This window comes from Tessaracoccus pujii, from assembly GCF_054483895.1.
On sequence record NZ_CM137012.1, the window covers coordinates 2,652,927 to 2,665,097 of the forward strand.

At 67.9% G+C, this 12,171-nt stretch carries 12 protein-coding genes; 4 read left to right on the plus strand and 8 right to left on the minus strand.

Going from position 1 to position 12,171, the window contains the following annotated elements:
- Nucleotides 1-122 precede the first annotated feature (122 nt).
- From ACX1D0_RS12565 to ACX1D0_RS12575, 3 genes are read right to left on the minus strand one after another with little or no spacing between them, the layout of a single operon-like run.
- Entirely contained in the window at nt 123-881 is a 759-nt protein-coding gene (locus ACX1D0_RS12565; RefSeq protein WP_459018299.1) for an LmeA family phospholipid-binding protein, read from the minus strand.
- Nucleotides 874-3,117 carry an MMPL family transporter gene (locus ACX1D0_RS12570; RefSeq protein WP_459018301.1) on the minus strand — a complete coding sequence of 748 codons (2,244 nt, stop codon included), beginning with the start codon at nt 3,115-3,117 and terminating at the stop codon, nt 874-876. The genes ACX1D0_RS12565 and ACX1D0_RS12570 overlap by 8 nt, the downstream gene beginning before the upstream one ends.
- Nucleotides 3,114-3,524: a hypothetical protein gene (locus ACX1D0_RS12575; protein ID WP_459018303.1), complete on the minus strand. Its 411-nt coding sequence runs from the start codon at nt 3,522-3,524 to the stop codon at nt 3,114-3,116. Before ACX1D0_RS12575 ends, ACX1D0_RS12570 begins: the two co-directional genes overlap by 4 nt.
- 299 nt (nt 3,525-3,823) lie before the next feature.
- Between ACX1D0_RS12575 and ACX1D0_RS12580 the strand changes: the two genes are divergently transcribed.
- Nucleotides 3,824-4,630 (plus strand): ERCC4 domain-containing protein, encoded by an 807-nt coding sequence (locus tag ACX1D0_RS12580; RefSeq protein ID WP_459018305.1) that lies wholly within the window; start codon nt 3,824-3,826, stop codon nt 4,628-4,630.
- A gap of 56 nt (nt 4,631-4,686) precedes the next feature.
- Here ACX1D0_RS12580 and ACX1D0_RS12585 read toward each other — a convergent pair whose 3' ends face one another.
- Nucleotides 4,687-4,926, minus strand: a complete 240-nt coding sequence (locus ACX1D0_RS12585) for a HigA family addiction module antitoxin (RefSeq protein ID WP_459018307.1) — start codon at nt 4,924-4,926, stop codon at nt 4,687-4,689.
- 175 nt (nt 4,927-5,101) lie between these two features.
- Here ACX1D0_RS12585 and ACX1D0_RS12590 point away from each other — a divergent pair, with 175 nt between their 5' ends.
- Both ACX1D0_RS12590 and ACX1D0_RS12595 read left to right on the plus strand, forming a co-directional pair.
- Nucleotides 5,102-5,998 (plus strand): alpha/beta hydrolase, encoded by an 897-nt coding sequence (locus tag ACX1D0_RS12590; protein ID WP_459018309.1) that lies wholly within the window; start codon nt 5,102-5,104, stop codon nt 5,996-5,998.
- A 131-nt stretch (nt 5,999-6,129) separates the two neighbouring features.
- The gene (locus ACX1D0_RS12595; RefSeq protein ID WP_459018311.1) at nt 6,130-7,311 is read left to right on the plus strand and encodes an MFS transporter; all 1,182 of its coding nucleotides are present in this window, start codon (nt 6,130-6,132) and stop codon (nt 7,309-7,311) included.
- 386 nt (nt 7,312-7,697) lie between these two features.
- Here the strand turns inward: ACX1D0_RS12595 and ACX1D0_RS12600 are convergent, their stop codons facing one another.
- The 4 genes from ACX1D0_RS12600 to ACX1D0_RS12615 all read right to left on the minus strand — a co-directional run bounded on the left by ACX1D0_RS12600 (nt 7,698) and on the right by ACX1D0_RS12615 (nt 10,093).
- Entirely contained in the window at nt 7,698-8,345 is a 648-nt protein-coding gene (locus ACX1D0_RS12600; protein WP_459018313.1) for a hypothetical protein, read from the minus strand.
- 115 nt (nt 8,346-8,460) lie between these two features.
- Complete coding sequence (locus ACX1D0_RS12605) at nt 8,461-9,159, minus strand: hypothetical protein (protein WP_459018315.1); 699 nt, start codon at nt 9,157-9,159, stop codon at nt 8,461-8,463.
- Nucleotides 9,160-9,478: 319 nt separating this feature from the next.
- The gene (locus ACX1D0_RS12610) at nt 9,479-9,751 is read right to left on the minus strand and encodes a HepT-like ribonuclease domain-containing protein (protein ID WP_459020442.1); all 273 of its coding nucleotides are present in this window, start codon (nt 9,749-9,751) and stop codon (nt 9,479-9,481) included.
- Between the two features lie 60 nt (nt 9,752-9,811).
- Nucleotides 9,812-10,093, minus strand: coding sequence for a nucleotidyltransferase family protein (locus ACX1D0_RS12615; RefSeq protein WP_459018317.1), 282 nt, complete (start codon nt 10,091-10,093; stop codon nt 9,812-9,814).
- Between the two features lie 306 nt (nt 10,094-10,399).
- On the opposite strand from ACX1D0_RS12615, the gene ACX1D0_RS12620 reads away from it, so the two are divergent.
- On the plus strand, nt 10,400-11,719 hold the full coding sequence (locus ACX1D0_RS12620; protein WP_459018268.1) for an ISL3 family transposase: 1,320 nt from the start codon (nt 10,400-10,402) through the stop codon (nt 11,717-11,719).
- Nucleotides 11,720-12,171 lie beyond the last annotated feature (452 nt).

Consider the following 12,171-nt stretch of genomic DNA (forward strand, 5'->3'; position numbering starts at 1 on the left):
TGGTTGTCGCATCGCCCTCAGCCTAAAGTCGGCCTATGACTCGCTCGTAACGACCGATATCGGCCCACTGACGAAGTATGCGGCAAGGCAGCCTTGCGGACTGGTTCGCAGGAGCGGCCGACTCACTGCACGAGTCGGACGTTGTCCCCGGTGAGATTGGCGCGGAATCCGCCGTCCACCACCTTCACGCTCCGCAGGACGACCCCGTCGGGCAGACCCTCGATACGGTGCTCGAACGTGATCAACTCGCGCAGCACATCTCCCAGCAACTCTGAGACGAACTGGGGCCCTCCGATGTCGATGGACGTCGGCACCATCACCAGCTTGCCGCCCACAACCGTGACCGTACCGGTGGCCCCGACGGGGAGAGTGCGTCCCAGTGCCTCCACCCGGGTGTCAACACGCACCTCACCATCATCGGCGGCACTCAGGGTGGCGTCCGGGCCGACTTGCGCGGCCACGACGTGGAACGGGACCGTGGCCGTGAGTTCGAGGTGGCGGGCGACGAGTCCCTCCGGCCCCGACGTGACGTCGGTACCGGTGCCGACGACGTCGCGGAGCGGCGTTCCCGCGGCGAGGACGGAACTGGCGTTGAGCGAGACGTCACCGAACCAGACCTCGTTCTCGGCGAGATCCGGAGGCGGGGTGGCTTCTGCGATGGGTCCGGCTGAGGAGGCGGTCGGCGTGCCGTCGATCGGCGTGGCATCGGTACTGTCGACCGGCCGCGTGATCGACAGCCAGAACAGCAGCAGCGCCAGGACCACGATGCCGAGCATTCCGACGGCGCCGATGGCCCAGTCGAGCACGCGCCCACGCAGCCGTCGACGCGATGGAGTGACGGCGTGGTTGCCGTCCGGCTGGACTGGGTACTGGTCAGGCATTCGCACGTGCCTTCCTGACGCGAGTGCGCCTCTCGCGCTGCAGGATGCCTGACGGCCAACTGCTCAGCGGGCCCACCAGCGTGATCAGTGACGGCACGAGCAGCGCTCGGACGATGAACACGTCAATCAGGATACCGACCCCCAGCAGGAAGCCCAGTTCGCGGAACGGTCCCAGCGGAACCAGTGCAAGCAGCCCGAAGCTGGCAGCCAGCGCCAGGCCCGCGGAGGTGATCGCTCTTGTCGACTCCGGGGTGGCGACGAGCAGGGCGTCCTTCAGCGACCGGTTGCGGGCCTCCTGCCAGACGTGGCCGACGGCGAAGATGTTGTAGTCGGACCCGAGGGACAGCAGGAGGACCGACCCCGCGAACGGGACGTAGAACGTGAGGTCGTCGTGACCAAGGAAGTCCTGGAAGAACAGCACCGACAGACCCAGCGTCGCCCCCAGCGCGAGAACGCTCGACGCGAGGAGGTACAGGGGGGCGATCAGCGCACGCAGGAAGATGACCAGCAGGAGCAGGTTCACGGCAAGCGCGACGAGCCCGATCCGGAGGAGGTCGTTGGTGGTGTCGGTGATGATGCCCGAGGCGAGCGCGGTGTCGCCGCCGACGTGGGTGGTGACCTCGCCGAGGTTCGCGTCGGCGGCGAGCTGCGGAAGCGCCGCTTCGACCCGCCCGAGCGTGTCGATCGCCGTCGCCTCGAGCGGCGTGCTGTCGAGGACGACCAGGAAGCGGACGGCGTCCCCCGACTCAGCGGTGAAGGCTCCGACCTCGTCCGCGGCGCGGAGGTCCCCGGGGCCGATCACCCCCGCAACCCCCGATTGAGCCTTGAGGGCCTCCCCGAACTGGGCCACCTCATCGGCCTTCTCCCCGACTCCCGGGCCTTCGAGCACGATCTCTGTCGGGGAAACGATGCCCGGAGAAAAGCCCTTGCCGGCAGCATCTGCCGCCCGCTGCGCACTCGTGGTCTCCGGCAGGGATTGGACGAACCCGAGGCCGAGGTCGAGATTGCGCGCCTGGTAGGCGGCGGCGCCCAGGCCAACCACGCACAGCAGCACGAGCACGAAGGCGGAGCCCCGGTGCGCGACCGCCCGGGTGAGGAGCGAAGGGCGTTCGCGCACCTTCGCGGGCTCGGCGACGAGGGCTCGCGGCCAGAACGCCGCTCGGCCGAGAATGGCGAGCAAGGCCGGCACGAGGGTGACGGCCACTACGAGTCCGGTCAGGACGGTGAGCGCGAGCGCGGGCCCGAACCCGCTGAAGAGTGGGGACTCGGCAACCAGCAGCGACGCTGTTCCCGCCGCGACCGTCACGCCGGCGACGGTGACGATCGGCGTGACGGAAGCGGTGGCCAGTCGGGCCGCCTCGAGGCGATCGTGGCCTTCCCGGAGCCGGGTGCGGAGCCCGGAGAGGTAGAAGATGCAGTAGTCGGTGACGATGCCGAGGAGGAGTGCGACGATCAGTGGCCTCAGGTCGGCCGGGATCGACACATCCATGATGGTCGCGGCCCATCCGGAGACGCCGAGCGTGACGAACACGGCAGCGCCCACGGAGATCAGCGTCAGGGCCGGCGCCACCAGCGACCCGAACGTGAGCGCCACGATCGTCAGCACCGCAAGTACTGTCGCGGCCTCGACGATGTGGACGTAGGAGTTCAGAACCTTGCCCTGGGCGGCGCGCGCCGGGATGGAACCTGTGACGCCCACATACGCGTCGGACGCGTCCGTGAGCTGCTCGGCCGCGAAGTCCTCGACCACCGCGGTCTGCTCGAAGAAGTTCAGGGAGGGGTCCGCGAACACGAAGGTGACGACGGTGGTGTTCTTCTCGGCGGCACCGGGGAACGCTCCCTCGGCGTTCGGCACCGGGATCGCGCCGAGTATTTCCGTGTCGTGCTTCCCCTGGCTGACGGCGATGCCACGCATGACGGCTTCGGCCTGAACCAATGGGGGCAGACCCTCGGGGTTGCGTTGCACGATCGCCGCTCGACTCAGGAGGGGAAACCCGAACAGCTCCATCGACCGCTGCTCGGCCGCGAAACTGGCGTCGTCGGCCCCGAGCGCTTCGATGTCATTGGCCGTGCTCTGCATGGGAGGCAGAAGCAACGTCGCCGCGATCGCCGCCGCCACCCATCCCACGACGATGACCCAGCGCAGCGCGACCGTCACGCGGGCGTAGCCGTACCAGAGTGTGGCCATGAGGCCGCGGCGCGGCTCCGCTTCGACCGGCGCAGGTGCTGCGGTCATGACGTGGGGCTGGGGCTGGGCTCCGGAGAGGCCGACTGACTGGTCTGCGGGGTCTTCCCAGCTTGGGCGAGGCACTCCTCGGACGCCCCGTCGGCCGTTTCACGGGCATCCTGGAGGCGGTCGAGGGTCTCCTGCAGTGCGCGCGCGTCCTGTGCCTCCGCACCCCTGGCGAGGTCGTCGACGGCGTCGTCGACCACGGCGTTGTACTCCGCCGCCCGCACGCACGCCTCGGACACGTCGCCGGGCTGCGTCGTCACGTCGTCCGGCGTCGGCGACGGCGATGGGCTCGGGCTGGCGCTGATGACCGACTGCGCCTCCAACGGGGTCGCCCACCCGATGCCGAGGAGGAAGACGCCGCCAGCCGCGGCCAGCGCAATTCCTGCAAGGAGCCCGATCAGAAGCATCACTCCGCCACTGAATGACCTGCCACCCCCGCGCGGGGCGTTCCGGTGCTCGCCGACTGTCATCGATCCTCCTGGTGGTGTGGCCGTCCTCGGCCGCATGGACACAGCAGTAGTGCGATGGTAGTTCTCAAGCGCGAGTCGCACCGCGCTTACGACAGGATCCCCGTCGGGGCAGACTCGACACGCCAGTCAGGCCGCGCCCCCCCCGACGGAGTGTGGCGGCTCTGCGTGGCATCCCGTGCACTCACCAACGAACTCATGACGCACGACACTAGAGTCGGGTGTCAGAGGTGGGGAGTGACATGGAGCTGCTGATCGCGCGCAATCCCGAGGACTCCACGCTGCCGTTCATCCTCCTCATCCCCATCGATGGCGGCATCGTCCTGCGCGCCAAGGACACCTGGCCCCGCACCGCCAAGATCTACTGCCACCGACACGGCCTGCCCTGGCCGGACGACCCCGACATCGTCGAACGCATTCCGCTGCGCTCTTGCGTCCGGCGCGGTGCCGCCATCAGCGTCGAGGCCGACCGCACCCGCGAGTCGCGCTCGCAGTTCGTCATCACCCAGGCTCGGGGGCGGGAGATGATCTTCTGGCAGAACGCCCGCACCACGAAGGCCGCGCGACCGAATGTCGCCCTCCCGACGGCGCGCGCCTCCGGCTTCGACGACCTCGAGATCGTCGTCGACACCCGCGAAAAGTACGCCTGGAAGTTCACGGCCCAACAGGCTGTTACCCGACGTGAGGCGCTCCGGGTGGGTGACTACGGCGTCGTCGACGAGGACGAGGTGGTTGCGGTGGTCGAGCGGAAGAGCCTGCAGGATCTGGCTGGCTCGCTGGCCGGTGGCCGCCTGATCTACCGGCTCGAAGAGTTGGCGACGGTGCCGCGGGCCGCGGTCGTCGTCGAGGAGCGCTACTCAGCGATCTTCAAGCTGACGCACGTGAAGGCGTCGACGGTCGCCGAAGCCTTGGCCGAGTGCCAGGTACGGGTGCCGAATGTGCCGGTCATCTTCGCCGAGACACGCCAACTCGCCCAGGAATGGACTTACCGGTTCCTTGGCGCGGCATTGCGGGAGCGACGCGAGTCGCGGGCAGCCGACTGGTCATGATCCGGGGGCGCCACGCGGCTACGGTGGCGGGTCTGGTGCAGCTCGTCGTGGGGTGGTCAGGCGACGTCATCCAGGCGGCGGACCTTCGGCAGCCCAGCGGCACGTTCGGCAGCCAGGTCGAAGGCGGTCTGCATGGCCAACCACACCCGGGCGGACCCCACTCCCGCCTCCTCCAATCGGACTGCGAGGTTCGGACTGACCCGGGCGTGACCGTGCAACACCCTGCTCAACGCCACCCTTGAGATTCCCAACCGGGCCGCCGGATCACCCACACCCACGACCTCAATGCTCGTCATCGCTCCGCGCGGCATCAGAGGTTCGTTGATCGCTGGTCGGGACCGCCCGGTTCGGTTCGGTGTGACAGGAAAGCACCGGAACGGTGCCCTCCGTGGATGGCTTTGCTGCACAGTTCAGGTCCCAGCCCTGCTGGGCGGTGAACTAAGTTGGTTTGCACCTAGAAGGTGGATGCGGATGAAGAGGATGTTGGGCGCCGCAGGGTGGGTGGTGATGGGCGTCGGGCTCGGAGTCGGCGCGCTCGGCGGGTTCACCGCCTGGACCCTGAATGGGCCGAGGCGCCCGTGGCCCAACTACACATTCACTCCGTTCGAGGTGAGGGCTCGGTCGGAGGATGTCGCCTTTACCGCAGCCGACGGAGTTCCCTTGGCAGGCTGGTGGCTCGACCAACCTGCGTCGTCCACCGTCGTCGTCTGCGCCCACGGCCACCGAGGCAACAAGTCTGACATGCTGGGGATCGGCTCAGGTCTGTGGCGGGCTGGCCACAGCGTCCTGCTCTTCGATTTCCGTGGCAACGGAGACTCCGGTGATGGCCCACAGTCCCTGGCTCACCACGAGCAGCGGGACCTGAGCGCCGCCTTGGACCTGGTGCGCGAGCGCCGGCCCGACGCCCGGATCGCCGTCGTGTCATTCTCGATGGGCGCTTCCACGGCCATCCTCACTGCGGCGCAGGATTCCCGGATTGAGGCTCTCGTCGCCGATTCACCCTTCGCAACCCTCAGTGACGTCGTCGCCACGGGATATCGCCGCCACCGCCTGCCGAGCGAGCCGCTCATCCCGGTTGCCGACCTGGTGAACCGATTGCGCTACGGCTACGCCTTCTCCGAGGTCCGTCCCCTCGACAGGATCGGCGCGATCTCGCCTCGTCCACTGCTGCTGCTACACGGGACCAACGACAGGGTCATCCCCTACGACCATGCGTTGCAGTTGGCCGCGGCCGCGGCCCCGGGGCCGGTCGAGCTCGTATCCTTCGACGGGGCGGACCACTGCGGAGGCTACTTCGCGGATCGGGCGGCCTACATCGCTCTGGTGGCAGACTTCCTCGACCGCTGGTTGGTCGTCAGCAGAACCTGATCAAGGGCGGGACGACGACCTGAGCCGCGTGACGGGGCCGAGTGAGCGGCCGTGACCGGTCGATCGAGGCCGCCACCCCGCCGTGGAAGCCCTGCCGATCGACAGCTGATTCCTTGCGGAAGGATGGGCGCATGGACGCCCTGCACGCCACCGCCACCCCCCGCACCTGGCGGCGGGTAGCGCTGGCCATGCTGGCCGCCGGCTGGGGCGCCAACCAGTTCGCGCCGATGCTGCTCGTCTACCGGGACGAGCGAGGGCTGTCCGAGCAACTGGTGACGGGGATGTTCGCCGCGTACGTCGGGGGCCTCGTGCCCGCCCTGCTCGCCGCTGCGTGGGTGTCGCAGCACAAGGGCAAGCGTCCGTTGGTTCGGATCTCTTCGGTGCTGATGCTGGTGGGCAGCCTCCTGTTGCTGCTCGGTGCTGACTCCCCCGGGCTGCTGTTCGCCGGGCGCATCGCGTCCGGGGTCGGCGTCGGGTTCGTCATGGCGCCCGGCACGGCGTGGGTGAAGGAGTTGTCTGCCGGGTTGCCGCTGGGCACAGGTGCCCGGCGGTCGACGGTCGCGTTGACGGCGGGCTTCGCGATCGGGCCCATGGGCTCCGGCGTCCTCGCGCAGTGGTTCCCGGCACCGCTCCAGCTCGCCTACGCGGTGCACCTGATCGTGCAGGCCGTCGCTGCGGCCATCGTCTGGAATGCGCCCGAGCTCGACACGTCAGACCAGCCCAGACCGACGGTCGCAGCCGCCGCGCGGCACGTGATGCACGGCTGGTTCTGGAAGCTGATCGTGCCCTCGGCGCCCTGGGTGTTCGGGGCCGCGACCGTCGCGTTCGCGGTGACCCCAGCCCTGGTGGGCCCTGTCCCTGGCTTGCCGCGGGTGGCCGCCGCGGGCCTGACCGCAGGACTCACCCTCGGCACGAGCGTGATGGTGCAGCCGTCGGTCCGACGCTACGCCCAGCATGACCCGGGCCGGACGCCACCGCTGGGCATGGCCGTCCTGACCCTCGGCATGATGATTGCGACCGCAGCCGCGCTGTTCCCCCACCCGCTCTGGCTGATGCCCGCCGCGGTCGTGCTGGGGGCCGCGCACGGCCTCCTCATGGTCGGCAGCATCACGATCGTCGAGCATCACACGCCGCAGCACCTCATCGCCCCCACGACCGCCGTCGCCTACAGCCTCACCTACATCGGCTTCCTCGCGCCCTACGCGGTCAGCACCGCGTCGATGTTCATCCCCGCATGGACGTTCCTCGCGGCGGGCGTCGGCATCGCGATCCTGACGACGGCTTGGCTCTGGTTCGAGCGTAAGAACGCCTGAAGCCCCCGGCCCCCCACAACGGATGCGCCCAGCCCACCCGCGGACGCATCACGGCCGGCGGCGCGGGCGCGGCGCGTGCACGCGCCGATGAGAGCGCCACGGTCATCAGGTCTTTCCAGGCACGGGTGTGGAGTCCGTCGTCGTCCAGTTCGCCAGACTGCCCCTCGCGCGTCCGATGAACCTGCGATCTGAAAGCTCTCTTCTGTCCCTCTGAGTGCACTTGGGTCCGAGGTGAACATACAAACTCTCTAGTCAAGGGCGTTTGACTAGAGAGTTCAGCCATGGAGCATGGGGGACTCGAACCCCTGTTCAAACTGGCTCCGACAACGTTCGACCAACCGCCATATCTTCCCCAAGCCCAATCTGAGCCCACAGCATCAGAGTGCTCAGGCGGTCAGGATGCGTAGCGCGATCTGGCCGTTGACACGCCACGCCTCGGGGAGCAGCCGCCACGACGGGGCGGTGTCAGGGAGAGCCCGCGCGAGCACGTTCAGGCGCCCCCGATCGGAACCTGCGAACCCTGCCCGCTCCGCGAGCGGGTCCTCAATCACGGCCAGCAGCAGCGCGGCGTCCTGAAGGTGGCGCTCCCTGTCGCGCGTGTCGCTCTGATAGGCCGCGGCCTTGAGGATCACCGCTCCGAAAGGAGAAGGAACACTGACTGTGGTGTTCTCCCCGGGCACGATCTCAAGCCGGGCGCTGATCGTTCGCCTCAGGGCCTGGGTGCCGCCTTCGATTGCGACCATCGTCTTGCCGTGCAGCGTCTCCACCACCCGCGGTGCCGGATGGTCTGCGATCAGGACATCGACCACATCCTCCCCGATCACCACATCGATCTTCGACTGCCCGCGTCTGAATCTGTGCGCGGTGTTGCTTCGCTCATCGATCGAGGGCGTGAACCTGTACCCCAGCGACTCCAGCGCCCGGGCGGTCTCAGCCGCGACACCCCGGGTTGTCTCGACGTGGACCACGATGTCGACATCATCAGTGGGGCGAAGGGCGTCGATACCTCGGTAGACGCCATGCAGCTGGGCCATCAACCCGCCAACCAGCGTCCACTTCCCATGCGGCAGGACCGCCTCGATCTCCGCAACGTTCGGCCACGGGGCACCCCACCCACCAGGCGGACTCGGCACATCGATGATCCGACGCTCAATCACGGAAGGATCCCAGCGCATTGTCGAGGGCCCCCAGGCCGGCCCGCCTCTCCCGCACATCGAGCGACTCCGCCAAGTCAAGGGCAGCCAACACAACACCGCGCTGTGCGAGGTCGCGGACAATATCGAGCCCCATCCCCGTGGCGCGCAGAGTTACTCGACCCTCGTCGTCACGGATCAACCCATGAGTACGGACCACGTCCTCGACCTCGTCGATCGCCAGATAGCCGTCGACACTGGTGGTCTCGGCCAGCCCAAGCTGCCTCCCGGCATCCGTGGCGCACACGAGCACGCTGATAAGGTACTGACCCGCGCTCGAATGCGCCCGATACCGCCTCACGACAGCACGACCGCGCGCACGCTCCACGAACTCGGACGCAGTCAGTCCCCGAAGCCGCGACCTCAGACGCGACCGCTGCGTCAGCCCCAACCATGGCCCATGCCCACCCGACAGCAGCGACACCGCCGCCCACGCCGTGGACTCTGACCATGCCCGCTGATGTGATCCACCACGCACCGCCACCAGCCGCTCAACCGAGGTCCCGTCCACGACCCCTCGCGCCAATTGGCGCAGCTCTCCCTGCGCGACCAGATGCTGCACCTGTCGTGTGGACACCCCAAGACGCTCAGCCGCCTCGGAAACCATCATCAACCCCACAACAGAGAGCTTCGCATAAACGAATAGGTTTGCCAACCCTGCATCGAGACGGCGACCACCCCAAGCTCGCTCGTCGCGGAGCAACTCAAAGCCTTGCGGCAAGGCATCTCACAAAACACCTGAGCCTGCCGAGCCCGTGTGCCCGATCGGGGCCGGCGTCGTCATTGAGGTCTGGGCCTAGACGATGCGTGCTTCGGGGGCGGATCTGATGGCGTAGTCGGCACCAGATCCGCCGAACCAGGGCTGGTCATCACCGGTTCTTCGGCACTACTGGGCCAGGCGGAGGCGAGACTCGCGAAGGTACGAATACCGGACCGCGAATCTACGGATCTACGGTCTGCACTCGATCACGCCGTCATCCGTCGCTGATTTCGGCCGCCACCTTACGCAGCTCGGCGACAAACCCCGGGAGGTCGTCGACGGCGGTAGCGATCAACACCTCCAGGTCGACCGACCAGTAGCCATGGACAATCCGATTCCGAAGCTGGCTGGGCCTCGACCACCTCACCTCGGGGTGCGCCTGCTTCACTGACTCCGGGAGCTGCGACGCCGCCTCGCCGAGCACAGTGAAGTTCCACAGCAAAGCGTCGCGGCGCTGACGGTCATGCGTGAGCGACTCGACTTCCAGTCCGCCACAAGTCGTGTCGCCTGCTCGGCCGCGTCGATCATCTCTCCGAGGAGCAGCAGTTCACGCCGCGGCATGGACCGGCTCCGCCTCCAGCAGTACGTGTTCTCGCAACGCAGGGTGTAGAGCCCTTCGCGCGACCAGATCCACCCTGCGCCCGAACACGACAGCCAGCTCGTCCGACAGGTCCTCGATCTCCCAACCCAGACGCGCACCAGGGGCGAGCGTGTACAACAGGTCGATGTCGCGGGACACCCCCGCCTCCCGGGCCTGAGCCGTGGAGACCAGACCGCGCTGAGTGGAACCCACCGGCTCCCATGTCTCCAGCACATCCACCGAAGCCATCACCGGCACCCCCTCCACTGAGAAAGTAACAACCGGGACGTTACTCCTCAAGCGCGGAGACGGGCCACAGCTGCCCGGCAGCCACGAGTCTCGTCACGATCGGGCACGGCGGCGTCGTCATGGAGCTCCGAGCGTGGGCGATGCGCTTCGGCGGCAGATCTGGTTGCGTAGTCGGTACCAGATCCGCCTGTTAACTGGCTCATCACAGATGAGGGTGTAGGAGGCTGTTCGGCGCGTCGGGCCGGGTAGGGGTCGAGGTCTCCCGATGATGGAAGTTCTCACGCTGCCCATCTGGAAGACCTCGACGTGTCTGATGCTACCCCTGGGGCGGGGTTCGCCTGCCCTGACCTGACCTCGTTCTGTCGGCTCGATGAGCTCGGCCTGGAGGTCACCGGCCAACTGCTGGAGCCTGGCCGTGCGGTGCTCGCCTGCCGGGTGGTGGAGCCGGATCAGTGGTGCCGACGCTGCGGCTGCGAAGGCGTGGCCCGTGACACCGTGACGCGGGCGTTGGCGCACGAGCCGTTCGGCTGGCGGCCGACCACGTTGCTGGTCACGATCCGTCGCTACCGCTGCACCGGCTGCGGGCATGTGTGGCGGCAAGACACCAGCCTCGCCGCGGAGCCGCGGGCGAAGCTGTCACGCCGCGGGCTGCGGTGGGCGTTGGAGGGTCTGGTCGTGCAGCACCTCACCGTCGCCCGGGTCGCCGAAGGGCTGGGGGTGTCGTGGAACACCGCCAACACGGCGGTCCTGGCCGAAGGCAAGCGGGTCCTGATCGACGACCCGACCAGGTTCGACGGGGTGACGGCCATCGGCGTGGACGAGCACGTGTGGCGCCACACCCGCCGCGGTGACAAGTACGTCACCGTCATCATCGACCTGACCGGCATCCGCACCCGGACAGGGCCTGCCAGGCTGCTCGACATGGTCGAAGGGCGCTCCAAGCAGGCGTTCAAGCAGTGGCTGTCCGAACGCGACCAGGCATGGCGCGACAGAGTTGAGGTCGTCGCGATGGACGGGTTCACCGGGTTCAAGACCGCCACCGCCGAAGAGCTGCCCGACGCGACCGCCGTCATGGATCCCTTCCACGTGGTCCGCCTCGCCGGCGACGCCCTCGACCGATGCCGCCGACGCGTCCAACAAGCCATCCACGGACACCGAGGCCGCACCAGCGACCCGCTCTACTCGGCGCGCCGCACCCTCCACACCGGCACCGACCTCCTCACCGACCGACAGAAGGACCGGCTCACCGCCCTGTTCGCCGGCGATGACCATGTCGAGGTCGAAGCCACCTGGGGCATCTACCAACGCATGATCGCCGCCTACCGCGAACCCGATCGGACCAGAGGCCGGGCCCTGATGACCAGCCTGATCGCCTCGGTCAGCCAGGGCGTCCCCGCCGCGTTGAGCGAGGTGATCACACTCGGCCGAACGCTGAAGAAGCGAGCCGACGACGTGCTGGCCTATTTCGACCGGCCCGGCACCTCGAACGGTCCCACCGAGGCCCTCAACGGCCGCCTGGAACATCTCCGCGGATCAGCACTCGGCTTCCGGAACCTCACCAACTACATCGCCAGATCACTGCTCGAGACCGGCGGATTCAGACCCCGACTACACCCTGGATTGTGATGAGCCTGTTAACTCCTGGTCGTCACTCACGGCCGGCACTCGCCCCCGGGTGGCCACATCGTGCGCAATGCGAGTCACCAGGGTGGGTGATGACGGGACCCAGGTCGCTCCCGAAACGCCAACCGAAGTCCTCGAGAAAAGGGCCTGACAAGGGCGGATGAGGAGTGGAGCATAGGGGACTCGAACCCCTGTCTAAACGCTGCTGACTAGGAGCTTACCGAGGAGAAGGCAGCGCCGTGCTGCGAGTGTGCTACGAGCCAGACGATTCGCGGACTCCCGGCACCACACAACCGGCTCTGGCACTTCTCCTCCTCCACGCGCGCAGCGTCCCGATCCGCTCTGTCCCGCGACCCGAACTGCTGCTGAGCGGCCCATGGGCTCCAGCAGATCCTTGTAGCCCCTGACCACACCACCCTCGCGGGCTCGGTTAGCCTCAAGAACCGCCCGCGCCA